Origin of the sequence: Curtobacterium sp. PhB78 (assembly GCF_003751685.1) — a bacterium.
Lineage (GTDB): Bacteria > Actinomycetota > Actinomycetes > Actinomycetales > Microbacteriaceae > Curtobacterium.
In genome coordinates this window covers 134,992-160,396 of the sequence record NZ_RKIA01000004.1, presented here as the reverse complement: position 1 = coordinate 160,396, position 25,405 = coordinate 134,992, and the positions used below count along the sequence as shown (strand labels likewise).

At 69.8% G+C, this 25,405-nt stretch carries 17 protein-coding genes; 9 read left to right on the top strand and 8 right to left on the bottom strand.

Going from position 1 to position 25,405, the window contains the following annotated elements:
* Nucleotides 1-46: 46 nt before the first annotated feature.
* Complete coding sequence (locus EDF53_RS10560; protein WP_248704963.1) at nt 47-1,195, bottom strand: class I SAM-dependent methyltransferase; 1,149 nt, start codon at nt 1,193-1,195, stop codon at nt 47-49.
* Nucleotides 1,196-1,302: 107 nt separating this feature from the next.
* On the opposite strand from EDF53_RS10560, the gene EDF53_RS10555 reads away from it, so the two are divergent.
* Complete coding sequence (locus tag EDF53_RS10555; RefSeq protein WP_123293534.1) at nt 1,303-3,333, top strand: hypothetical protein; 2,031 nt, start codon at nt 1,303-1,305, stop codon at nt 3,331-3,333.
* A gap of 138 nt (nt 3,334-3,471) precedes the next feature.
* Here the strand turns inward: EDF53_RS10555 and EDF53_RS10550 are convergent, their stop codons facing one another.
* Nucleotides 3,472-4,830 carry a right-handed parallel beta-helix repeat-containing protein gene (locus tag EDF53_RS10550; protein WP_185021009.1) on the bottom strand — a complete coding sequence of 453 codons (1,359 nt, stop codon included), beginning with the start codon at nt 4,828-4,830 and terminating at the stop codon, nt 3,472-3,474.
* A gap of 224 nt (nt 4,831-5,054) precedes the next feature.
* Here EDF53_RS10550 and EDF53_RS10545 point away from each other — a divergent pair, with 224 nt between their 5' ends.
* Nucleotides 5,055-6,980 (top strand): hypothetical protein, encoded by a 1,926-nt coding sequence (locus tag EDF53_RS10545; RefSeq protein ID WP_148058318.1) that lies wholly within the window; start codon nt 5,055-5,057, stop codon nt 6,978-6,980.
* 73 nt (nt 6,981-7,053) lie between these two features.
* On the opposite strand, the gene EDF53_RS10540 is transcribed toward EDF53_RS10545, so the two are convergent.
* From EDF53_RS10540 to dnaK, 4 genes are all read right to left on the bottom strand, one after another.
* Nucleotides 7,054-7,464, bottom strand: coding sequence for a heat shock protein transcriptional repressor HspR (locus tag EDF53_RS10540; RefSeq protein ID WP_123293837.1), 411 nt, complete (start codon nt 7,462-7,464; stop codon nt 7,054-7,056).
* A gap of 124 nt (nt 7,465-7,588) precedes the next feature.
* A complete protein-coding gene (locus EDF53_RS10535) occupies nt 7,589-8,599 on the bottom strand; it encodes a DnaJ C-terminal domain-containing protein (RefSeq protein ID WP_123293531.1) in 1,011 nt (336 codons plus the stop codon).
* A 23-nt stretch (nt 8,600-8,622) separates the two neighbouring features.
* Nucleotides 8,623-9,282, bottom strand: coding sequence for a nucleotide exchange factor GrpE (locus EDF53_RS10530; protein ID WP_123293530.1), 660 nt, complete (start codon nt 9,280-9,282; stop codon nt 8,623-8,625).
* A 2-nt stretch (nt 9,283-9,284) separates the two neighbouring features.
* Nucleotides 9,285-11,150 (bottom strand): molecular chaperone DnaK, encoded by a 1,866-nt coding sequence (dnaK, locus tag EDF53_RS10525; RefSeq protein WP_123293529.1) that lies wholly within the window; start codon nt 11,148-11,150, stop codon nt 9,285-9,287.
* Between the two features lie 646 nt (nt 11,151-11,796).
* Between dnaK and EDF53_RS10520 the strand changes: the two genes are divergently transcribed.
* The 7 genes from EDF53_RS10520 (at nt 11,797) to EDF53_RS10490 (ending at nt 21,425) form a co-directional block, all read left to right on the top strand.
* A complete protein-coding gene (locus EDF53_RS10520; RefSeq protein WP_148058317.1) occupies nt 11,797-14,307 on the top strand; it encodes a hypothetical protein in 2,511 nt (836 codons plus the stop codon).
* Between the two features lie 75 nt (nt 14,308-14,382).
* Nucleotides 14,383-14,811 (top strand): DUF3060 domain-containing protein, encoded by a 429-nt coding sequence (locus EDF53_RS10515; RefSeq protein ID WP_123293527.1) that lies wholly within the window; start codon nt 14,383-14,385, stop codon nt 14,809-14,811.
* A gap of 146 nt (nt 14,812-14,957) precedes the next feature.
* Entirely contained in the window at nt 14,958-16,787 is a 1,830-nt protein-coding gene (locus EDF53_RS10510) for a hypothetical protein (RefSeq protein ID WP_148058316.1), read from the top strand.
* A gap of 119 nt (nt 16,788-16,906) precedes the next feature.
* The gene (locus EDF53_RS10505; RefSeq protein WP_148058315.1) at nt 16,907-18,265 is read left to right on the top strand and encodes a polysaccharide biosynthesis tyrosine autokinase; all 1,359 of its coding nucleotides are present in this window, start codon (nt 16,907-16,909) and stop codon (nt 18,263-18,265) included.
* A 21-nt stretch (nt 18,266-18,286) separates the two neighbouring features.
* Nucleotides 18,287-18,964, top strand: a complete 678-nt coding sequence (locus EDF53_RS10500) for a sugar transferase (RefSeq protein WP_123293524.1) — start codon at nt 18,287-18,289, stop codon at nt 18,962-18,964.
* Nucleotides 18,961-20,241 (top strand): glycosyltransferase family 4 protein, encoded by a 1,281-nt coding sequence (locus tag EDF53_RS10495; protein WP_123293523.1) that lies wholly within the window; start codon nt 18,961-18,963, stop codon nt 20,239-20,241. The genes EDF53_RS10500 and EDF53_RS10495 overlap by 4 nt, the downstream gene beginning before the upstream one ends.
* A gap of 41 nt (nt 20,242-20,282) precedes the next feature.
* A complete protein-coding gene (locus EDF53_RS10490) occupies nt 20,283-21,425 on the top strand; it encodes a glycosyltransferase family 4 protein (protein ID WP_123293522.1) in 1,143 nt (380 codons plus the stop codon).
* Between the two features lie 1,384 nt (nt 21,426-22,809).
* Here the strand turns inward: EDF53_RS10490 and EDF53_RS10485 are convergent.
* Both EDF53_RS10485 and EDF53_RS10480 read right to left on the bottom strand, forming a co-directional pair.
* Nucleotides 22,810-24,219, bottom strand: a complete 1,410-nt coding sequence (locus tag EDF53_RS10485) for a right-handed parallel beta-helix repeat-containing protein (RefSeq protein WP_185021008.1) — start codon at nt 24,217-24,219, stop codon at nt 22,810-22,812.
* Nucleotides 24,216-25,394 carry a glycosyltransferase gene (locus EDF53_RS10480; protein ID WP_123293520.1) on the bottom strand — a complete coding sequence of 393 codons (1,179 nt, stop codon included), beginning with the start codon at nt 25,392-25,394 and terminating at the stop codon, nt 24,216-24,218. The genes EDF53_RS10485 and EDF53_RS10480 overlap by 4 nt, the downstream gene beginning before the upstream one ends.
* Nucleotides 25,395-25,405 lie beyond the last annotated feature (11 nt).

Genomic DNA, 25,405 nt, shown 5'->3' with positions numbered 1-25,405 from the left:
GGGCGCTCCACGCGGGGCGGCAAGGTCGAGGTCGTCGGCATCGACGTCACGCTCGATCGCTCCGACGCGACGCGGTGACCGTGAACCGGTCGGTGCGCGTGATCTGCCGGGTCGGCCCGACGACACGTTCCAGCACCGACCGGTACCGCAGGTGCGAGTTCCAGACACACCACAGTTCACCGCCGGACTGGAGGATCGTGGCCGCGTTCCGGAACATCGCTTCGGCCGCGTCGGTGGTCACCGTGGTGTCCGCGTGGAACGGCGGGTTGCAGAGCACCAGCTGGGCGGACCCGGCTGCGAGCTCGTCGCCGGCGTCGGTTCGCAGTGCCGTCACCCGGTCCGCGACGCCGTTCGCCTCAGCCGTGGCCCGCGTCGAGGCCACCGCGATCCGGGACACGTCGGTCGCGACGACCTGGACGTTCGGTCGACGCAGCGCGATCGCCGCTGCGATGACGCCGTTGCCGGAGCCGAGGTCGACGACGGTCCGCGCGGTCGGCACGGCACCGTCCATCGCTTCGAGCAGCACCCGGGTGCCCTGGTCGAGCGAGGCGCCGGCGAACACCCCACCGTGTGCGACGAGGGTCATCCCGAGGTCGTCGACGTGCACCGAGCGAGGCCACGGGTTGGTCGCGGCCGCGCGGTTCGCCTGGGCGCGCAGCGGATCCTGCGCGATGAGCAGCCGTGACTTCCCCCGTCCCCGCGACGCCGTGACCTCGCCGAACGAGCGGCGCAGCACGTCGTTCTGCGACACGTGCATGTACTTCACGTTGCCGCCGCACAGCAGCACGACGTCGGGAGCGGCGAACCGAGCAACTGCTCGGGCGATCTCGTCGAGCCGGTCGTGCGACTTCGACAACCGCAGCACGACGAGCCGGACGTCGCGGAAGGCATCCTCGAGCGAGTCGGGGTGGTGGAAGCCGCGCAGCCCGAACGTGCCGGCGTTCGCTTCGAGGGCCCGCTCCCCCACGAGCGAGTCCTGCACGACCCGGATGTCCGAAGCGCCGTACTGGGTGATGAGTCCGAGCGTCAGGACCCCGAGCCGATCGTCGACGACGGCGACCTCACCGGGCTGTCGCAGTGCATCGCCGTGCACGTTCGGCGCCTCGTCGATGAGGAACCGGTCGGTGCCGTCGATCGCGATGAGATCCGGGGCGGAGTCGTCGCGGCGGCGGAAGAGGTCGGCGAAGTCTGGCACCGCGTCAGCGTACCGACCCGACATCCGTTTTCCTGTCGCTCGACATACCTGCAGGTTGATATACAACATATGGATATCCTGACAACTCCCCCACATCAGGAGTCCTCATGGCACCCTCCCCCTTCCGCGCGACGGCGCTCACCTGCACGGTCCTCGTCGCCACCCTCGGCGCCGGTCTCGCCGTTCCCCTCGCCGCCACGGCCGCCCCGGCCACGACGCCCTCGACTTCGTCCGCGGTCACCGCCTCGCCCGTCGACGACATCCCGGTCGACGCCGCACTCGCCGCACCGCGCGTCCTCTCGATCACGAACACGACGGTCGGGTCGTCGTCGGTGATGGGCACCGCGGGCGGCGACGACGTCTACCTGCTCGTCGGCGACGAGATCGTCGACCGATCGATCGGCGACGGCGGCCTGTTCCAACTGTTCGCGCAGGACCGCCACAAGGACGCACAGCTCGACCTGGTGCGCGTCCACCGCGCTCCCGACGGCCGATCGTCCAGGACCGAGCGCATCGCGATGCCGCGCACGCTGCAGGTCGACGGTCTCCGCGAGACGAACCGGTTCACACCGGGAACCAACCGTTTCACCGGCTCGGCGACGGCCGGCGCGACGATCACCGCGACCGACGCCTCGGGTGCCGTGCTGTTCACCACCTCGGCCGGTCCGGCACGCGGAGCGCTCGGTTCGTGGACGGCGAGCACTGCTCTCGCGCCGGACGCCACCTACGACATCACCTTCCGCCAGACGACGACGGATGGTCGCACGACGTCGATCGACCACGTCGCCTTCGAGTCGTCCGCTGCACCCGCCCCGGTCCTGCGCGCCCTCGACCGTCGGCTGAGCGGTGAGTACCTGCTCCGCGGCTCCGTCCACACACGCGCGACGGCGGTCGAGGTGCAGACCGAGGACGGCACTCCGATCGCGTCGACCACACCGGCCAACGGGAGCTTCAGCATCCTGGTCCCCGCGGACCGCGTCGGCGAGACCGTGCTGCTCGTCGCGAAGTCCGGCGCTGTGCCGTCCGCGACGACCGCGGTCGACCTCGGCCCGCTCGGCGAAGACCGCACCACCCCGCCGCCGGTCGTCCGCGACGTGCACGTGCACCCGGACGGCCGGGTCCAGGTGATCGGCGAGCGTCAGAAGACGAACGGCATCTGGGTGCTCGACGGCGACCGCGTCGTCGCGGGCTACCCGGGCGACGACGGCGGGTGGTCCTTCACCATCGGCAAGGAGTCCACCGGCAAGCAGCTCGACCTGGTCACGCTCGCGTTCAACGGCCAGCAGTACAGCGGCGTCTCCGAGCGCGTGGCCCTCCCGCGCCTGCTCGAGGTCGACGGCGTTCAGGACACGAACACCTACGTGCCCGGTCAGCGTGCGTTCTCGGGCACGGCCGAGGCGGGCGCGACGATCACAGCGACCGACCAGGACGGCAAGCCGCTGTTCACCACCACGGCGAAGGCTGCCCGGTCGGGCATCGCCACCTGGCGGGCCACTGCCGACCTCTCCGCCCACGACGGCTACACCCTCGCCTTCACGCAGACGACCGCCGACGGCCGCACCTCCGCCATGCGGGACATCGCGTTCACCGCCGAGGTGCAGGAGACCGTTCCGGTCACGGTGACGACGAAGACCGTCGTCCCCGGCATCTCGAACCACATCACGGGCACCGCCACCCCCGGTGCCACGTTCCGTGTCCTGAACCCCAGCGGCACGCAGATCGTCCCGGGTACGCACCCGGTCGCCGACGACGGCACCTGGTCCTTCGACCGCGTCGTGTCCAAGGGCGCCACCAAGCTCGACATCGTGATCGAACAGACCGTCAACGGCACCGCGACGAAGTCCGGCACCTTCTCCCTCGCCGCCGCCACCGAGCGCGAGGTCACGGTGACGACGAAGACCGTGGTCCCCGGCATCTCGAACCACATCACGGGCACCGCCACCCCCGGCGCCACGTTCCGTGTCCTGAACCCCAGCGGCACGCAGATCGTCCCGGGTACGCACCCGGTCGCCGACGACGGCACCTGGTCCTTCGACCGCGTCGTGTCCAAGGGCGCCACCAAGCTCGACATCGTGATCGAGCAGACCGTCAACGGCACCGCGAAGAAGTCCGGCACCTTCTCCCTCGCCGCGAGCTGAGCACACCACGCGGCACGCACCACGCACCACGCACCACGACGACAGCACCACGACGACAGCACCCCCGAGGCCCAGCAGCCTCGGGGGTGCTGCGGCTCCGGGCCCCGTACGTCGGCGCCCTGACCCCGCACCTCGGCGTCAGCCCGTCGTCACCCTCGCCCCGCCACTCGCGATCCGGACCCGTGCCGTCCCCCAGGTGTTGCCCCGGACGGCGAAGTGGTTGTCAGCGCTCCCGAAGCGGACCGCGACGACGAGCGCACGCCGCGCGGAGTCGAAGTGGTTCCCCGTGATCGCCCCGTCGTTCGCGCCTGCAGGCACGTTCACCCCCACCCCGGCCCCACCGACACCGACGACCCGGTTCCCACGGATCGTGACGGCCGCGTTCGAGTGCGCGAGACAGACGCCGTTGTCGACGCTCGCCTCGATCCGGTTCCCGTCGATGGTCATGCCCCGGGTCAGCTTCAGGAGGATGCCACCCTCGCCCGGAGCACCACCGCCACCCGTCAGGACGTTGTCCGACACGGTCCCCGTCGCGCGCGGCCGGGTGGAGCCGACCGTCGTCCCCGCCCCGCTCACGACGATCGCGGAACCCGGTGCGAGGTCGGACGACCTGGTCACGGTGTTGCCCGCGATCACGATGCCGATCGGAGCGACGCTCGTCTGTTCGCGGTCGTGCGGGTCCTTCGACGGCACGGCGGCGATGCCGACCCGGCACCCCGACACGACGTTGCCACGGATCTGGATGTCCTCACCCGCGTGGGTGTCGATGCCCTCCCACTCGGGGACGTCGGTGATGCGGTTGCCCGTCACGCGGACCCGCGCCGATCGCCGAGCGTGCACGGGGTCCCACCGCGCATCACGCGTGAGGGTGATGCCGTAGGAGTTCACCCGGTCGCCGGGTTGCCGGACATCCCGAACTGCGTTGCCGTCGATCAGCCCGTCGACGACTCCGACACCGACGATGCCTGCGTACCCCAACCGTTCCATGGTCGTGCCGGTGACCCGGAACCGGTCGCAGTACTCGAGGTGCACGCCGTCGTGCGGGATGTCGTGGAAGCGGCCGCGACGCACCGTGATGCCGCGCAAGGGCGCCCCACGACTGCCCACGACCGCGATGCCGTGTCCGGCGCCGCCGGTGTCGGCACCGGTGCCCGTGACCACGGCGTCGACGATCTCGACGTCGGACGCCTCGATCACGATCGCGGTCGCGTCCGTCACCATCGTGATCGCACCGGTACCGGTGAACCGCATCCGGAGCGGCCGCCGGAGCACGAGGCTCCGCGAGCGTCTCCAGGCACGGTCCACGACGAAGTCCCCTCCGGAGGGCACGGCATCGACCGAAGCCTGCAGGGCATCGGTGCCGACGTCGTCAGCTGCCTCGGTCGCAGCCGGACGCCGCAGTGCGACCACCGCGGTCAGTCCGACGCCACCGGCCGCCGCCGCGAACAGTGTCCGGCGACGGAGCCGTCCGGCCGGGCCCCTCTGGTCATCCACCACGTTCACTCCCTCGGCGGGGCGGTCACTCACCCCTGCAGGCGCGACCCTACGGCGCTCCCCGCACACTGTCCACTCGTTGGTATTCCAGCATACGAGGCACATTCTGTATCTCTCGTTGCCGGATAGGCGATGGGTTTTCACGCCTGATATGTTGCGTGCCATCCGGACCCTCCGGACACCGACGGGCCTGCCCGTCCGCCCTCAGAGACGAGAGAGACACATCGATGAAGAGACACCCCCGCAGGAGCGTGGCACTCACCGCCACCGGCCTGACCGCCCTGACGATCGCTGCGACCGCCGGGCTCTCCCCGGCGAACGCGGCGGCAGCGGACGAGTCGGGCCGAACCCTGGTCGGCCCCCTCGTGACCGAGACCTCGGCCTTCGCCGGTGACGCGTCGATCCCGACGTTCAGTGCACCGTCGGCGGCACCGGCCGGCGCGGAGATCCCGGCGAACCGGGCGAACACCCTCGCCGCGGCGCGGGCTGCCGCCGTCCGGTGGAGCATCCCCGCCCCCGGGGCGGTCACCACCGTCCGGCCGCTCTCCGATCCGGACCTGTGCCTCACGGCGGCGACGGCCTCGATCACGAGCTACTCGCCGGTCACGCTCGAGACCTGCGTCGACGGCGAGGCGAAGCAGCGGTTCCGCACCGCGGCGAACACCGGCTCGAACAACCCGATCGGCACCGGTCTGCAGTCGACCTACAACCGTGGCTTCCTCGGCCTGTTCAACACCGACCGCGTCATGCGCCTGCAGTCCCAGAACGTCGCCGACCGGCTGCCGAACACCGAGGACTTCACGCCGAACTTCAGCGCCCGCGTCGACTCGACCGACGTCTCGACGCGGAGCGCCCAGATCTCCGGCACGGGGACGCCGGACGCGACCGTCCTCATCGACGGCCGGAACCCGCAGGCGGTCGACGAGCACGGGCAGTGGACGGCACGCGTCACGAACCTCCCGCTCGGCACGAGCACCATCGCACTCGAGCAGTACGAGGGCACGGAGCGGACCGGGTCGACCGAACTCGAGGTGACGCTGACCACCGCGCCGCTGACGTTCGAGGCGGCGTTCACCCCCGGCGACCTGACGGCTCCGGTGACGGCGAGCGGCACGGCGCAGGCCGGTGCCGAGGTCCGGCTGTACGACGCCGCGGGGAAGCAGCTGGGCGAGTCGGTCACGGCCAGCCGCAGCGGCGACTGGGAGACCACCATCCCGGCACCTGACGCCGGCGGTGTGATCGCAGTCACGGCTGCGCAGTTCATCGACGGGGCCCGCGACACCGAGCACGAGGTGACGCGCGAGGTCGACTACGGCACCGCGGTCAGCCTCACCACCCCGGGGGACGGCGACGCACACAGCGGCGGCTCGGTCGCGATGTCCGGCAGTGGCGAAGCAGGGTCGGCCATCCACGTGGTCGAGGTGACCGCGGACGGCGAGCGTGTCGTCGGTCGCAGCGCCGAGGGCGTCCTGCCCACCGGCCGCTGGTTCGTCGACACGGAGGACCTCGACCGCGCTGAGCACGTCCTGCGGGTCGTCCAGGGTTCGAAGGGCGCCAACACCACCACCGCCGAGGTCACGATCAACCCCGGCGAGACCGGCCGTCTGACCGCGGTCCGACTCTCGGGCCCGCAGACCGTCACCCCCGGGGTGTCGAACCACATCTCCGGAACCGGTGAACCCGGCGCGACCTTCCGCGTCCTGAACGCCTCGGGCACGCAGATCGTCCCCGGCGAGCACCAGGTCGACGACGCGGGCAACTGGTCGTTCGACCGGGTCGTGACCAACGGTGCGACGAGCTTCGAGTTCATCATCGAGCAGACCAAGGGCGACCAGGGGCCGGAGCCGTCCGAGCTGTTCAGCATCGCCGCCAACCAGGGCTTCGCGCCCATCGAGACCAGCACCCGGGCCGTCGACCCGGGCGAGGTGAACACCTTCGAGGGCACCGGTCCCGCCGGGGCGACGCTCCTCGTGCTCAACGCCTCGGGCAACCAGATCGTGGCGGACCCGGTGACGGTCAGCGACGAGGGCACCTGGAGCTTCGAACGGGCCGTCTCGCGCGGTGCCAAGAAGTTCGACTTCAAGTTCGCGGTGTCGGTCTCCGGATCGGAGTTCACGACGTCGCTGTTCACCGTCCACGCAAACACCCGGTGACACCCCGTTGACGTCCCTTTGATACGACGATGCCCCGGACCGATCGGTCCGGGGCATCGTCGCACGCCCAGGGTCAGCGCGGCCCGCGGTACAGCACGATCTGGGTGTTCCGCTGCGGCCGCGCTCCGGCCCGCAGCGAAACCGCGGCACCCGTCGTCGTCGCCGCGAACACGCGCGCGCCGGGCCGGTTGATGAGCTGGTCGGCCAACGCGGTCTCGAGCTCGCGGACCCGGTCGCGCAGGTCCTTGTTCTCGTTCTCCAGGTCGAGCACGCGCCGGATCCCCTCCAGCGACACCCCCTCGGAGCCGAGGCGCGCGATCTCGCGCAGCTGCGCGACATCGCGCATCGAGTAGCGGCGGGAACCGCCGCGGGTCCGGCCGGGCACGACCAGGCCGAGCCGGTCGTACTGCCGCAGCGTCTGCGGGTGCATCTCCGACAGCTCCGCAGCGACCGCGATCGCGAAGACGGGTGAGTTCTCGTCCATGTCGGTCATGGCGTGTTCCTTCCGTCGTTCGCGTGGGGTGAAAACCAGCCTGGAGGCTCGGTGCGGCTTCCTGACGGAGCCGCGCCGTTCCTCCAGGCCGGTCTACTGCTGTGGTTGCGTGACGCTAGTCGCGCGCCTTGGCGAGGATGTCCTCGCGCGGGTTCTCGTCGGGCAGGGTCGCCGCGAGTGCCTCGACGGCCTCGCGCTGCTTGTCCGACAGGTGCGACGGCACCGCGACCTGGACGGTCGCGAGCAGGTCGCCCGTGCCGTTCTTCGTCGCGACGCCACGGCCCTTGACGCGCAGGACGCGACCCGACGGCGTGCCGGGAGCGACCTTCAGCTTGACGGGCGAACCGCCGAGCGTCGGGACCTCGATCGTCGCGCCGAGGGCTGCCTCGACGAACGTCACGGGGACGTCCACCCGCAGGTTCAGACCATCGCGCTCGAAGACCGGGTGCTTGCGGACCGAGACGGCGACCACCAGGTCACCAGCCTCGCCGCCGTCGGGCGAGGGTTCGCCCCGACCGCGGAGCCGGATCTTCTGGCCGTCCGCGACCCCCGCGGGGATGCGGACGTTCACCGGTCGACCGTTGCCCTGCGACAGCTTGACGGTGTCGCCGGCGATCGCCGTGGTGAAGTCGAGCGTCGTCGACGCCGTGACGTCGCGACCCTTCGTCGGTCCACCGAAGCCGCGGTAGCCGCCGGAGGTCTGCCCGAAGCCACCACCGCCGCCGAACATCCCGCCGAGGATGTCCTCGAAGCCGCCCGCACCGCCCGGGCCGCCCTGGCCGAAGCGGACGCGCTGTCCGCCCCCGCCCTGCTGCTGCCCGAACATCCCGCCGAAGACGTCCTCGAAGCCGCCGCCCTGGCCCCCGCCGCCCGCTGTGAAGCGGGCGCCGGAGCCCATGGCGCGGACCTGGTCGTACTCCTGGCGCTGCTCCTTGTCGGAGAGCACCGAGTAGGCCTCGCTGATCTCCTTGAAGCGGTTCTCCGCCGCGGCGTCACCCGGGTTGGAGTCCGGGTGGAACTGCCGCGCGAGCTTCCGGTAGGTCTTCTTCAGCTCGGCCTCCGACGCGTCCTTCGACACTCCGAGGACCTTGTAGAAGTCCTTGTCGAACCAGTCCTGACTGGCCACTGGTACCTACCTTCCGTTCCGGCTCAGGCCGGGACCGCCACCGCGACCTTGGCCGCACGCAGGACGCGCTCACCGAGCTTGTAGCCCGGCTCGACGACGTCCGCCACGGTCTGGCCGGTGGCACCCGGGGTCGGGAGCTGGACGATCGCCTCGTGGATGTTCGGGTCGAAGGCTTCACCCTTCTCGCCGATCTGCACGAGCTTGAACTTGTCGAAGCCCCCGCGGATCTTCTGGCCGATGACCTGCATCGGACCCTCGGCGAGGTCACCGTGGGCCTCGGCCCGGGTGAGGTCGTCGAGTGCCGGCAGCAGGGCCCGCACCACCTCGGCGATGGCGACCTCACGGTTGGCCTCACGGTCGCGCTCGACGCGCTTCCGGAAGTTCACCAGCTCGGCCTGCGCACGGAGCATGTCCGCGCGCATCTCGGCGACGAGGTCGCGGTCCGTGTCGGACAGCTTGTCCTCCTGGATACCGCGGGCTGCGTCGTCGAGCAGGGCCTGGTCCTCCGGGGAGAGGTCGTTCGCCGCGTCCGTTGCCGGGCCGCCGGCGGCGGGGCCGTCGGTCGGTACTTCGACGTCGGGCCCCTCCGCCTCGATGAGGTCCTCGGGCTCGGCCGCGTTCGTGGCGTCGCCCTCGACCTGGGGTTCGTCTTCGTTGGGCGCGTTGTCCTTGGGGTCCGTCATCGTTACTTCTTGTCCTTGTCGTCCTCGTCGTCCACGACCTCGGCGTCGACGATGTCCTCGTCGTCCGCCGGCTGCTCACCAGCGGGCTGCTCGCCACCGGCTGCACCGGCTGCTGCGTCCTGCTGGCTGTAGATGGCCTGACCGAGCTTGCCCTGCGACTCGTTGAGCTTGTCGAAGGCCGTCTTCACGGCGTCCTCGTCCTCGCCCGCGAGCGCGGACTTGAGCGCGTCGACGTCGGCCTGCACCTCGGACTTGACGTCCTCGGGGAGCTTGTCGTCGTTCTCCTTGATGAGCTTCTCGATCGAGTAGACGAGCTGCTCGGCCTGGTTGCGACGCTCGTTTGCCTCCCGACGGGCCTTGTCCTCGGCCGCGTGCTCCTCAGCTTCGCGGACCATGCGCTCGATGTCCTCCTTCGGCAGCGACGAGCCGCCGGAGATGACCATCGACTGCTCCTTGCCGGTGCCCTTGTCCTTGGCGGACACGTGCACGATGCCGTTGGCGTCGATGTCGAAGGTGACCTCGACCTGCGGGACGCCACGGGGAGCCGGCGCGATGCCGGTGAGCTCGAACGTGCCGAGCGGCTTGTTGTCGCGGGTGAACTCGCGCTCGCCCTGGAAGACCTGGATCGCGACCGACGGCTGGTTGTCGTCAGCGGTCGTGAAGGTCTCGCTCCGCTTGGTCGGGATCGCGGTGTTGCGGTCGATGAGCTTCGTCATCAGGCCACCCTTGGTCTCGATGCCGAGCGACAGCGGCGTGACGTCGATGAGCAGGACGTCCTTGCGCTCGCCCTTCAGCACGCCGGCCTGCAGTGCCGCGCCGACGGCGACGACCTCGTCCGGGTTCACACCCTGGTTCGGCGACTTGCCACCGGTGAGCTGCTTGACGACCTCGGCCACGGCGGGCATGCGGGTCGAGCCACCGACGAGCACCACGTGCGCGATGTCGTTGACCGAGACACCGGCTTCCTTGATCACGTCGTTGAACGGCTTCTTGGTGCGGTCGAGCAGGTCGGAGGTCATCTGCTCGAACTGTGCGCGCGAGATGGTCTCGTCGAGGTTGAGCGGGCCCTCGGCCGTGAGCGTCAGGTACGGCAGCTGGATGTTCGCCGACATCTGCGACGACAGCTCCTTCTTGGCCTGCTCAGCGGCTTCCTTGAGGCGCTGCTTGGCGATCTTGTCCGTGGACAGGTCGACGCCGTGCTCGTCCTTGAACTTCTTGATCAGGTAGTCGACGATGCGCTGGTCCCAGTCGTCGCCACCGAGGCGGTTGTCACCGGAGGTCGCGCGGACCTGGATCGTCGAGAAGTCGTCGTCCTTGCCCACCTCGAGCAGGGAGACGTCGAACGTGCCGCCACCGAGGTCGAAGACCAGGATGAGCTCGTCTTCCTTGCCCTTGTCGAGGCCGTAGGCCAGGGCAGCCGCGGTCGGCTCGTTGATGATGCGGAGGACGTTGAGGCCGGCGATCTCACCGGCGTCCTTCGTGGCCTGGCGCTCGGCGTCGTTGAAGTACGCCGGCACGGTGATGACCGCGTCGGTGACGTCTTCACCGAGGTACTGCTCGGCGTCGCGCTTGAGCTTGCCGAGGGTGCGGGCCGAGATCTCCTGCGGCGTGTACTTCTTGCCGTCGATCTCGGTGGTCCAGTCGGTGCCGACGTGACGCTTGACCGACGCGATGGTGCGGTCGACGTTCGTCACGGCCTGGCGCTTGGCGGTCTCGCCGACCAGGACCTCGCCGTCCTTGGTGAAGGCGACGATCGACGGCGTGGTGCGGAGGCCCTCGGCGTTCGCGATGACGGTGGGCTCGCCACCCTCGAGAACGCTGACGACCGAGTTGGTGGTTCCGAGGTCGATGCCTACTGCACGTCCCATGTGTGGTGCTCCTTCTTGCTCGAGGTAAGTCGTTGGACTTGCGTCCGATGGACTCAACTCTACTCAGGACTGGGTTGGCGTCAACTCCGGGAGGCCGAAGTTGCGTCGATCCCACTCAACTCCCAGGTCGCGCTTATCAGCAGGCCGGATCGTTCTGTGAATATTTCACATGCTAGTATTGGCACATCATGTGCGGCACGAGCCGCTGCATGGACATCCTCCCGAGTGCCGCGTGAGCGGCCCGTCCTGAAAGATGCACATGTCAAGCAAGAAGAGGGCGACCACCGCCCTGAAGTCCTTCGGCGCAGCGGGTCTCGCTGTCGCCACCATCGTGAGCGGGCTGTCCTTCGGGCCCGCCGCCGCTTCCGCCGTGCCCGGAACGTCGTCACCGGGCAACCAGATCAATGCCGTATCGGTTACGCCGCCGACCAATTACGGCGTGCGAAACGCCGATGCCGGTGGTTTCACGACCTATGGCACCCCTCATTGCGAAGGCAACTTCACTCGTTGCCTACTAACCGTGCACTTGAGCCCAAATCCCAGTATTCCGAGCCTCATCGGCAACGACGGGACTCGATACAACTACTGGAACTGGGCAGAGGGAGAGACGAAAACCCTCTACTTCACCTCGGCCGCGGCCCAGGGAATGTCGGATTCTGTGTACTCCGCGAGCCGATCCATCCAGGTCACCCGGCCGCTGAGTACCGCGCTCACGGCGAAGGTCGACTCCGTCGACCACATCGCCAAGACCGCCACCGTCTCCGGCAAGGCGACCCCCGGCGCGAAGGTCTCCATCGGAAGCCAGGAAACCACCGCGAACGCTTCGACCGGCGCGTGGACCCTCACGGTCACCGGCCTGAAGAACGGCGCGAACTCCCTCACCGCCATCCAGAAGGTCAACAACACCGAGATCGACCGCCAGACGCTGACGGTCAACATCCAGGACCTCTCCACCACCCTCGGGTTCCACGGCATCACCGCGGCCCCCGACGCAGGCACGGTCTTCACCAACGGCACCGAAGGCACCGTCACGTGGAAGTCGCAGCCCGCCTCCGGGAACACCGGCGTCGACATCAAGAACGGCGATTCGTTCTCCTGGGCCCTCACCCTGCCGAAGGGATACCGCGCCAACGGTCTCCCCGCCAAGGACGAGAGTGCGACGTGGAAGCACGAGTGGACCGCCGCCGACAACAGCAACGGTGAACAGGTCATCACGTTCCGGATCACGAACGTCTCCGGCAGGACCCTCACCGGCCAGGCAGCGGCGCAGCCCGACCGTTCGTTCAAGATCAAGGCGACTGCAGCACCCGCTGCCGACACCACCATCACCGGTCTGTTCACCCCGCCGCCGTCCTACAGCTCCTCGAGCCCGCAGGGCACCGCGACGCTGAAGGCAGCAACCGCCCTCACCGCCAAGGTCGACTCCGTCGACAACATCGCCAAGACCGCGGTCGTGTCCGGTAAGGCGACCCCCGGCGCGAAGGTCTCCATCGGAAGCCAGGAAACCGACGTCAAGTCCGCCGGCGACTGGACCCTCACGGTCACCGGCCTGAAGAACGGCGCGAACTCCCTCACCGCCATCCAGAAGGTCAACAACACCGAGATCGACCGCCAGACGCTGACGGTCAACATCCAGGACCTCTCCACCACCCTCGGGTTCCACGGCATCACCGCGGCCCCCGACGCAGGCACGGTCTTCACCAACGGCACCGAAGGCACCGTCACGTGGAAGTCGCAGCCCGCCTCCGGGAACACCGGCATCGACATCAAGAACGGCGATTCGTTCTCCTGGGCCCTCACCCTGCCGAAGGGATACCGCGCCAACGGTCTCCCCGCCAAGGACGAGAGTGCGACGTGGAAGCACGAGTGGACCGCCGCCGACAACAGCAACGGTGAACAGGTCATCACGTTCCGGATCACGAACGTCTCCGGCAAGACCCTCACCGGCCAGGCAGCGGCGCAGCCCGACCGTTCGTTCAAGATCAAGGCGACTGCAGCACCCGCTGCCGACACCACCATCACCGGTCTGTTCACCCCGCCGCCGTCCTACAGCTCCTCGAGCCCGCAGGGCACCGCGACGCTGAAGGCAGCAACCGCCCTCACCGCCAAGGTCGACTCCGTCGACAGCATCGCCAAGACGGCGGTCGTGTCCGGCACGGCCACCAAGGGCGCGGCGATCTCCATCGGCGACGAATCGACCACCGCCAACGCTGAAACCGGCGCCTGGTCCCTCACCGTCGGTGGCCTCGAAGTCGGGGACAACGAGCTCGTCGTGATCCAGAAGGTCAATGACCGCGAGATCGACCGGGTGACCGTGACCGCGACTGTCGAGGGCCGTGCCGAACTGGCACCCATCACGCTGTCCGGTCCGGCCTCGGTCACCCCGGGGCGCTCGAACACTTTCACGGGCAAGGCGGAGCCGGGCGCGACCTACCGGGTGCTCAACGTCTCCGGCAACCAGATCGTCCCCGACATCCGCGACGTCGACGACCAGGGCAATTGGACGTTCGACCGCGTCGTCTCCAACGGCGCATCGAACTTCCGGTTCGTGATCGAGCAGACCAAGAACGGCCAGGTCGCCAAGTCCGAGCTGTTCACCATCAACGCCACGGCACTCGCCCCGGTGAAGGTCCTCACACCGGAACGGGTCACCCCGGGCCGCTCGAACACCTTCACGGGTACCGGTGAGCCCGGCGCCACCTACCGGGTGCTCAACATCTCCGGCAGCCAGATCGTCCCCAACATCCGCAATGTGGACAACGCGGGCAACTGGACGTTCGACCGCGTCGTCTCCAACGGCGCACCGAACTTCCGGTTCGTGATCGAGCAGACCAAGAACGGCCAGATCGAGAAGTCGGAGCTGTTCACCATCGACGCGGCGGGCTTGGCTCCGGTGACCGTCGACAACCGTGCGGTCACGCCCGGCGTCGTGAACACCTTCACCGGCACCGGTGAGCCCGGCGCCACCTACCGCGTGCTGAACATCAGCGGCACGCAGATCGTCCCCGGCATCTTCGAGGTCGACTCCGAGGGCGAATGGCGCTTCGACCGTGCCGTTTCGCGCGGTGCGACCGAGTTCCGGTTCGCCCTGGAGCAGACCAAGAACGGCAAGACGGAGCTCAGCGAGCTCTTCACCCTGCCGGCCGACACCAAGTAGCACCCTCCGGCGGCCCCTCCTCACGCAGTATGCGAGAGGAGGGGCCGCCCCCACGCTCACCAGAGAGGAAACCCGATGAACACCACGATCTCCCGCGGTCTCGCGGCCGCATCCATCGCCCTCGTCGCCGCACTCGGCATGACGGCGTGCAGCCCCTCCGATGCCAAGGACCCCGCGCCGACGGCTTCCAGCACCGCGAAGGCCGCCCAGACCACCTACAACGAGTGCATCGATGGCGCCGTGCAGCTCTGGGACGACAACGCCGACTCGAAGAAGACGATCACGACGGACGACTGCGCCGCAGCGAACCTCATCAGCTCGGACCGCACTTACGAACTCGGCACGATCGGCACCATCACCGTCGAGGCGAGCAACGCCACGATCTCGGTCGCCTCGACGAAGAAGGTCTTCTTCAGCGGGTCGAACAACACCATCACCTACACGGGCGAAGCACCGAAGGTCGACGACCAGGGCGAGCAGAACACCATCAAGGCAGCCGACTGACACCAGCCCACCCTGCAGGGCCCCATCACCACCGTGACCTCCGAGAGGCCGAGGGCCAGATCGGCCTCGGCCTCTCGGACTCGCGACGCAGCGAGACCTTGCGATCGGTGGATCCAGCACCTCCCGCGAAAGAGAGTCACATCTCCATGCCCAGAACCAAGTGCACCTTCACCACAGTGGGTGCGACGACGCTCACAGCAGCGGTCGTCATCGCCGGCCTCGGCTTCGGCCCGGGCGCAGCGGTCGCCGCACCGTCCGAGGAGGCTCAGTCGTCGGCTTCCTCCGCGTCCGAGGTGCCGACGACCGATGCCACCACGATCCCGGGGTCCGCGGGGGCCGAGGTCGTCACGTCCGAGCTCCCCGCGCCGGTCGTCACGAACCCGCTCCGCCATGCCGCGAACGCCGTTGGCGGCGGCGTCCGGTTCCAGTACACGGTCGCCGGTACGCTCGGCGCCGAGGTCTGGATCGAGGACCGCACCCCCGGTTTCGCCAAGGTCGGGACCATCGGCGCGAGCGGCACCGTGGTGATCGACACCCAACGCGGCCACGGAGGGGCAACCCTCCAGCTGCGCGACGGCTCGCAGGTCTCCGGGAACACTCGCGTCGAGACCGCGGACATCCCAGCGACACTTCCAGCCCCCGAGGTGAGCAGCGCGTACCGGTACACCGACGCGTTCCGTGACACGAAGTTCGAGTACACGATCTCCGGGACCGCCGGCGCGGAGGTCTGGCTCAACGACAGGGACCCCGACGACGCCCACGTGGGCACGATCGGCGAGGACGGAACCGCCGTCATCACGACCGATCGTGGGCACGGAGGCGCAACCGTGCTGCTCCGGCTCGCGGCACAGCAGTCCGAACGCGTGTCGATCGCGGTCGAGGACATCAAGAACCAGCTCCCCGCTCCGACCGTCACCGGGGCGACCCGGTACATCGACTCGAACGGCGACACGAAGTACACCTACACGATCACCGGCATCACGGGTGCGACGGCGCAGTACCGCACCCAGGTCGGCGACTTCACCAGGCTCGGCACCATCGTCGCCAACGGCGCCACCACCTTCACCGGCGCCGACGGCAAGAACGACGGCGAGATCGAGTTCCGCCAGCAGCTCAGCAGCAACGGGGACTCCCCGATCGTGGCGTTCCGAGCCAGCGACATCGTGGGCACGCTGGCGCCGGTGACGGTGACGACGAAGACCTACAACGCCGGCACCACGAACAGGTTCGAGGGCACGGCGCATCCCGGCGCGCAGCTGCAGATCGTCAACAACTCCGGAACCGTCCTGGTCGACGGCATCTCCGTCGGCGCCGACCGCAAGTGGTCCTTCAGCCGTGCCATGTCGGCGAGCGCCACCGGCTTCGAGTTCAAGGTCGTCCAGGCGATGGACGGGAAGACCGCGACCTCGGAGCTCTTCCGCGTCGAGGCCGTGAAGGACTGGAAGCCCGGCGCGGTCGACAACCAGTACGTGTCCTCGGGCGTGGTGAACACCTTCACCGGTACCGCGACGCCCGGTGCGACGATCCGCGTCCTGAACGTGTCGAACACCCAGATCGTGAACAACACCATCCGCGCGGACCAGAACGGCCGGTGGGCGTTCACGCGGGGCATCAGCAACGACGCCACGAACTTCCGCATGAAGATCGAGCAGCGGCTCGGTGACGACGTCCGCACGAGTGCAGTGTTCACGATCGATGCTGCCCCGATCACGCAGGCGCGGATCACCGGTCCGTCGCGCCTGGTTCCGGGGGTCGCGAACACGTTCACCGGCACCGTCGACCCGGATGCCACGATCCGGATCCTGAACGGCTCCGGAACCCGGATCGTCGCACCGGACGACATCACCGTCGACGCGAACGGCACCATGGCCTTCGACCGCGTGGTCTCCCGCACCGCGACCGAGTTCCGCTTCAAGGTCGAGCAGACCAAGGACGGGTACATCCGCACGTCGAACGTCTTCACGGTCCGGCCGTAGCTCCGCCACCGGCGAGTGACGAAGGGGACGGGGGCTGACCCCGTCCCCTTCTGCGTGCCGTATTGTTCTTTCACATGTAATGTTTTAGACTGGTGCTGCAACCCGACCGGAGGCCCTCCTTGAACTACCTTGCCGTCATCCGCGCCCTGCTCTCGGGCTGGTGGATCATCGCCGGCGCCACGCTCATCGGGGCTGGCGCTTCCCTCGTCGTCACCACCATCACGCCGCCGACGTACCAGTCGTCGACCTCGTACTACGTGTCCGTCGCCGGGGTCACCTCGGCGACAGCCGGTGAGATCGCGCAGGGGTCGACGGCCGCGCAGCAGAAGATCAAGTCCTACATGCAGCTCGCAGCCTCTCCCCGGGTCCTGCAGGGCGTGATCGACGAGCTCGACCTGGACACCACGCCAGCTGCCCTCGCGTCCCAGGTCACCACGTCGGTCGACACGGGCAGCGTCATCATCAAGATCGCCGTGCAGGACGACTCCGCGAAGGCGTCGGCCACCATCGCCGAACGGATCGGGAAGAGCCTCGCCACCGTGGTGCAGCAGATCGAGCCGACCGGCGCCGACCGGAAGCCGTCGGTCACGCTCGAAGAAGTCACACCGGCCTCCGTGCCGACGAGCCCCATCGCTCCGCGGAAGGCCGCGGACATCGCACTCGGCCTGTTCGGCGGCCTCGCTGTCGGTGCAGCCCTCGCCCTGCTCCGCGCCGCCGTCGACACGCGGATCCGCTCGGGCGAGGACCTCGACGTCGACGTGCCCGTGGTCGGCGACATCGCGTTCGACACCGACGCTGCCCGTCAGCCGCTGATCATCCGCGACGAGGTCAACTCCGCCCGGTCCGAGGCCTTCCGCAGCCTCCGCACCAACATCCAGTTCCTGCGGACGAGCGGCGCCCCGACCATCGCCCTGACGAGCGCTCGCCCGTCCGAAGGCAAGACGACCACCACCGCCAACCTCGGGATCGCGTTGAGCAAGAGCGGCATCCGGACGGTCATCATCGACGCCGACCTCCGTCGACCGAACGTGGCCGCCCTGATGAACATCGAGGGTGCCGCCGGACTGACCGACCTGCTCGTCGGTCGTGTCGAGCTCGAGGACGTCCTGCAGGACTGGGGCGTCGACGGTCTCGCTGTCCTGCCCGCCGGCACGGTCCCGCCGAACCCCAGCGAGCTCATCGGGTCCGAGGCGATGTCCCGGGTCCTCGCCGAGCTGGCGTCGCGCTTCGACGTCGTGCTGGTCGACACGCCCCCGGTGCTCGCCGTCACCGACTCGGCGCTCGTCAGCACCCTCGTGTCGACGACCCTGCTGGTCACCGCCGCGAACCAGACGAAGACGTCCGACGTGCGTCTGGCGATCGAGGCGCTGTCGCGCGTCGGTCAGCAGGTCGCCGGCGTCGTCCTCACCAAGACGAAGCACAAGGCGTCCCGCAGCGCCTACTACCGCTCGGAGTACACGAGCGCCCGTCCCGCCTGACCGATGACAAGGACCCGATCGATGCTCCGCCCACGACCCCTCCGCCCACACACCCTCCGTCCACGCACCCTCCGCACACACACCCTCCGCACGAAGCGCCTCCTCGACGTCGTCGGCGCCGCTGTCGCACTCGTCGCACTCGCTCCGGTGCTCGCCGCTGTCGCCGCCCTGGTCGCCGCGAAGCTCGGCCGCCCGGTGCTGTTCCGCCAGCGCCGCCCCGGACTCCACGGTGAGCCGTTCACGATCCTGAAGTTCCGCACGATGCTCGAACCCGATCCGGAACGCGGCCGCGTCTCGGACGCCGACCGACTCACCCCGTTCGGCGAGTTCCTGCGGTCCACGAGCCTCGACGAGCTCCCCAGCCTCTGCAACATCCTGCGCGGCGACATGAGCTTCGTCGGTCCCCGCCCGACCCTCTGCCGGTACCTCGACCTGTACACCGCCGAGGAAGCCCGCCGACACGACGTCCTGCCCGGCCTGACCGGTCTGGCCCAGGTCCGCGGTCGCAACGCGCTGCCGTGGCCCGAGCGGCTCCGGTCGGACGTCGAGTACGTCGACACCCTGACCCTCGGCCTCGACCTGCGCATCCTGCTCCGCACGGTGGGCATCGTGCTCCGTCGAGAGGGCATCGCAGCGCCGGGCCACGTCAGCTCCGACGTCTTCGAGGGCACGGCCGCGATGACGGGTGGCTCCCGGTGAAGACCGCCTGGATCGTCAACCACTACGCGCACCACCACGAGCGCGACGGGCGCGCGACCCGGCACCAGCACCTGGCCGACGGCCTCCGCGAGCACGGGTGGCACACGGTGGTCATCGCCGCCGGCACGGACCACCCGTCCGGCCGCTCGCACCTCCGCGGCACGACGCTGCGCGAGCGCTGGTCCGGCGACGGCTACGAGTTCTGCTGGCTCCGCGGAGTCGACCACCGCGGGTCCGGCGTACGCCGCGCGATCCGCCGCGTCGCCGACATCGGCCTGTTCACCGCGCTGCTCCTGGCTCCGCGCACGCTCCGGGGCCTCCCCCGCCCGGACGTCGTGATCGGTGGGTCGTTCCACCCACTGGCGGCGTGGGCGGCTTCGATACTCGCTCGACGGCTGGACGTGCCGTTCGTCTTCGAGCCGCGCGACCTCTGGCCGGAGTCGGCACTCGGGCTCGCGGGGATGACCGAGCGGCACCCGGTGATCCGCGTCCTCCGACGACTGGAGCGGGCCGTCGTCCGTCGGGCAGCGCACATCGTCTCCCCACTCGAGGGCGTCGGGCGGTACTACGCCGACCGCGGTCAGCCCACCCCCTTCACGTGGATCCCGAACGGCGTGGCGATCGACGAGCAGACGGACCAGCCAGACACCACGGCCGCCGAAACGACGAGCACCGACACCGACACCGACACCGACCGCTTCACGGTCACCTACATCGGTTCGATGGGCCCGGCCAACGCCCTCGAGGCCGTGCTCGACGGCTTCGCGCTCGCCAGCCGTCGGTCCGCCGCTCGCGGCGGACCGCACCTGGTGCTCCGCATGGTCGGGGACGGATCGGACGTCACCGCGCTCCGGGAACGCGCGTCGCGCCTCCCGGCCGGTACCGCCGTGATCTGGGACGGACGCGTGCCGCAGGACCACGCGCGTCGCATCGGCCGACAGGCCGACTGCCTGGTCGTCAACATGCACGACCTGCCGCTGTACCGACACGGCGTCTCGATGAACAAGCAGTACGAGTACATGCTGCTCGGCCGCCCGTTGCTCGTCGGCGCACCCGTCACGCTCGAACCGGTGGCCGCGTCCGGCTCGGGCATCCACGTCCGACCCGACGACCCCGAGGCGATCGCCGAGGGCATCGAGACCCTCGCGGCGATGCCGGCTGACGAACGCGCCGCGATGGGCGCCCGAGGCCGCGACCACGTCATCCGCGAGCACGACTACCGCCGGCTCGCCGGCGTCCTGGCGGGCGTCCTCGACGACACCGTCGCCTCCCGCTGACCTCCCCACGACCACCGCGCACCACCCGAGGAAACCCGAGCATGAACCCCGACATCGTCCACGTCTCCAGCGCCCACCCCTGGGTCGACAACCGCGTCCACCTGCGCGAGGCCGCCGCAGCGGCCGCCGCCGGCTACCGCGTCCGGCTCATCGCCGTCGCGTCCGACCTCAGCGCGCCAACGACGGCCGTCGAGGTGGTGCGGATCCCGCGGCGAGCGCGCGTCCGACGCATGGTCGTGTCGACGACACAGGCACTCGTCCTCGCGCTGCGCTCGCGCGCACAGGTGGTGCACCTGCACGATCCCGAGCTGATCTGGACGATCCCGGTGCTCCGGCTCGCCGGTCGCACCGTCGTCTACGACGCCCACGAGGACCTGCCCGACCAGGTCTGGGGCAAGGACTACCTGACGCACCGGCAGCGCGCCGTGTTCGCGTGGCTGTCGCACGGCCTGCTGCGGGTCGCCGGGACGGCGCACCGCGTCGTCACGGCGACCGAGTGGACGGGGCGCCGGTTCCCGGCATCGCGCCGCATCGCGATCCACAACTTCCCCTTCGCGCGTCCGGAGGACGACGCCCAGCTCGGACTGGAGGCCCGCCCCGCCCTGGTCGCGCACGTCGGGGTCCTGAGTCGCGACCGTGGGATCGACGTGCTCGCGTCCGTGGTCGAGGAACCGTCGTTCCCGGCGGACTGGCGGATCGAGATGGTCGGTTCGATCGACCGGGCGACGTCGACGGATCGGCTGCGAGCCGCCGAGGCGACCGGCTCGGCCGTGCACGGCGGTGTCGTCGGTCCGATGGAGGCACGCGACCTGCTCCTCCGCGCCCGCATCGGGGTCGTCCCGTTCCGACGGACCCCCGTCACCGACCAGATCTTCCCGACGAAGCTGTTCGAGTACCTGGCAGCCGGGCTCGCCGTCATCGCCACCGACATCCCGTTGTGGCGACACCTGCTGCGCGGCGTCGAGTGCGTGACGTTCGTCCCCGCCGACGACCCGGCGGCCATCGCCGAGGCGATCCGCCGGTACGCCGACGACCCTGCCCTGCTCCGTCGGCACGGTGCCGAGGCCCGGCGCGCCGCAGCACGCTTCACGTGGGCCCCGGAGGCCGAGCGGCTCGTCGCGATGTACGACGAGCTCCTGCCCGGCGTCCGCACCGCGCGCCTGAGCGCGACGGCCACCCGGTGACGCAGGCGACGATCGACCGGGCCGCCCTCGCCCGGCCGGTGGGGCGTGCGGCCGGGGTGTTCGCCGCGGTCGGGCTCCTCGGCCTGACGATGAACTGGATCTCGGCGAACCTCGTCGCGCCGCTGTTCTCGTACCTCGGGTACGGCTTCGTGCCCGCCTCGTGGCAGGCGGTGCTCGTCGTGATCACGCTCACGGCCACCGTGGCGCTGACGCTGCCGCGGGTGCTCGTCCGGCCGTCGCACGTCGTGCTCTGGACCATCTTCGTCGTCTGCGTCAGCCCGACGATGATCATGAGCGTCTCGACCGGGTACGTGTCCACCGCCACCGCGATCGGGTTGAGTGCAGCCGTCGGCACGGCGTTCTCGCTGGTCAGTCTGGCCACCCCGCGCAGCGCGACGGCGCCGGCGGCGCAGCTCGACCCAGCGGACGACGTGCTCGTCGTCGGTCCGCGCAGGATCGACCGCGGCATGCTCACGTGGACGGTGTGCTGGGTGTACTCGCTCGTCACGTACGGGCTGATGGCGGCCACGGTCGGCATCCACATCCGGTTCCTGGCGCTCGACGACATCTACGAAGTCCGCGCCGACTACTCGTCGGACGTCGGCAGTGGCGGTGCCCTCGGCTACCTGCTGACCGGTCAGGCGTACGTGATCAACCCGCTCCTCCTCGCACGGGGCATCTTCCGTCGGCGTCCGTCGCTGGTGGTCCTCGCCCTGGTCGGGCAGTTCCTGCTGTACTCGAGCACCGGCTTCAAGGCAGTCCTGTTCTCGTTCGTCGCCGTCCTCGGCATGGCGGTGCTGTTCCGGGGGACGAAGCCGGCGCGGTCGGTCGCCTTCCTCGGTGCCCCGCTCGCGATCATGGTGGTCTCCGCCGTCGCTGACGAGGTGCAGGGGGGCATCACGTGGACGTCGGTGTTCACGCGCCGCTTCATGCTGACGCCGGGGCTGCTGTCCTCGGTGTACGTCGACTACTTCTCCGACAACCCCGTCGCGAAGTACGGCTACTCGTTCCTCAGTACCTGGGTCGACTACCCCTACGACCTGCCGCCACCCAAACGGATCTCCGACTACCTGGTGCCCGGCTCGGTGGGCTACGCGAACGCCAACCTGTTCGCCGACGGGTTCGCGAACCTCGGGTGGATCGGGATCTTCGTCGCTGCGGCTGCGCTGTTCGTCTGGCTGCGGTTCCTCGACGGTGCGAGCCGGGGGCTCCCGATGCGCGTCGCGGCGATGGCGGTGGTGATGCCGAGCATCATGCTGTCGAACACGTCGATCTTCACGGCGATGCTCTCGCACGGGCTGCTGATGGGGACGCTGATCCTGCTGATCGCACCCCGCAGCGGCTGGGAGCGGGCGCCGCGGAACGGTTCCGACCGCCGCGCAGCTCAGCCTTCGCGGACGCGGACCACCGCTCCGGCACCGGCCACGACCGCAGTCGTCGTCGCTCCCCAGTCGTTGTCCACGAGCACCAGGTCGTTCGCCGTCTGCCGGCACAGCACCCCGTAGACGGCGCCCTGCTCGACACTGCCGTCGTAGCGGTTGCCCATCAGGTGCCCGCGGTTCTCCGTGGCGCGGACGTCGATCGCGACCGACGTCGCCGTTCCCTGCTTCCGCAGCCCGGCGATGCGGTTGCCGACGAGGGCGATCGCGTCGTTCGAGTGGTACAGCGAGAGGCCGCGCCGGACCCCGCTCGGCAGGTGGTTGTGTGCGACCAGCAGGTCCCTGGTGAGGTACACGAGGACCGCGCCGTCACGGTCGCCGTCCCCGTACCCCGTCACGGTGTTGCCCCGGACGATGCCGTTCGCCCGTTCGGCATCGTCGCCGACGGTCTCCCCGGCACCCCGGACGACGATGCCGGAACCCGGTCCTGGGGTCGTCCGCCGGATGACGTTGTCGATGACGGAACAGTCGAGCGGCGCGTACTTCGTAGCACTCGCGTCCGACTCGTCCTTCGAGGGGACGACGGCGATGCCCACCCGGCAGTCCTCGACCAGGTTGCGCAAGATCGCGATGGACTGCCCGCCGTGCGTGTCGATGCCCTCCCAGGCGGGGACGTCGGACACGTGGTTGTCGGCGATGACGACACGGGCGGACCGCGGCGCCTCGACGAGCCCGGTGGTCGTGGCCCGCACGGCCTCGATCCCGTAGGAGTTCGGGTAGGGCGCCGGCTGGGTGATCCGAGCGATCCGGTTGCGCAGCACGGAGCCGTCCGTGCACGAGAACATGAGGACCCCGGCGTACCCGATGTCCGCGATCACGCTGTCGGCGACGCTGAAGACCCCGCAGTGCTCGAGCAACACCCCGTCGTGCGGGAAGTCACGGATGTCCGCGCCCTGGACGTGCACGTCCCGCAGCGGTCGCGCCGACGTCCCGGCGATGTGCACCCCGCGGCCGAGGCCGGCGTGGTCCGACCCCGATCCGCGGAGGACAGCGTCGACGATGGTCACACCCGAGGCCGTGACGACCACCAGATCGATGTCGCGCGAGGTGGAGAGCGACCCGCCCACGAAGCGGATCGTCAGTGGCCGGTCGACCACCACGGGCGCTGAGAGCACCCAGTGCCGGGTCACGACGAGGACGCCGTCCGGGTCTGCGGCGGCAACGGCGTCCTGCAGCCGCGCGACGCCGATGTCGGACCGCGGCTGCGGCTGCGACTGCGGCTGCGGCTGCGGCTGCGGCTGCGACGCCTGCGCGCGCCCGGCGGGGGCGAGCAGCGCGACCGGGATCGCGCTGGCCGCACCGAGCAGTGCGTCACGACGACTGATGTGCGGACGCGACGACGTGCCGCGGGTCACCGTCCGGTCGCTTCCGGCATCGGTGCCACACCGGACAACGACCGGTACAGGTCGAGGAGCACCTGTTCCTCGCGGTCCCAGCGGAAGCGCTCGCGTACCAGGGCTCGCCCGGAAGTCGCGTGACGCAGGAGGAGCTCGGGGTCCTCGTCGTACCGGCGGATCGCCGCGACCACGGCCTCTGGGTCGCCCGGCGGGACCCACGTCGCGCAGTCGGCGCCGGCGAGGAGTTCCCGCCAGAGGGGGACGTCCGTCGCGACGACCGCGAGGCCTGCTGCCAAGTACTCGAACAGCTTGGTCGGGATCGAGGCTGCGTACGCCGGAGTGGGGAAGAGCGGGAGGAGCCCGATGCGCGCGGACACCAGCAGGTCGCGGGCGGCGTTCGGGAGCAGGACGCCACGGTGGTCGATCCGGCGCGCGCGGACGAGGTCGTCGAAGGCTCGGCGGTCGACCGCGCCGTCGATGGGTCCGGCCGTCCGCACACGCCAGCCGTCGGGGAGCTTCCGGGACGACGCGACACCGGTCAGCACGTCGAGGCCCCGGTCGCGGCTCATCGACCCGATGTAGACGACGGTCTTGTCGCGGTCGATCACCGACCGCACCGCCGTGTCCTCGGCTCGCAGCTGCGGGACGTTCCGGACCAGCACCGTGCGGTCGACGGGGAACCGGCGCGCGATGGTCGGGGTCGCCGCCACCACCGTCCGTGCTCGCCGCGCGACGACGAGCACCGCGTGCGCTGCGACCGTGCTGACACGGCGGGCGGCCGGGCCCAGGTACTCCTTGCCCCGCACCTGTGCCGGCAGGTCTTCGTGCGCGTCGTAGACGACCGTCCGGTGGAGGCCGCGGAGCACGGGGACGGCCCACACGAGCTCGGGGTCGTGCAGGTGCACGATCGGGGCCCGCGAAGACAGTGCCGCGCGGACGGCCTGGACGGACGACACCAGGACGCGTCGCCCGCGGCGTCGTGCCGGGAGCCTGCGGACGTACACCCCGGTCTCGGGGTCGGGCTGGTCCCAATCGCGATCGGCGCCGACGCCCGCGGCTGCGACGGCGATCAGGGCGGTGCGGTACCCGGCCTTCGCCGCGCTCCCTGCAGCGCGGAGGTGCACGCGGTTGTCGGTCCACGGGTGTGCACTCGAGACGTGCACGATGTCGAACGGGCGGGGACGAAGGGGCATGCCCCGAAGCT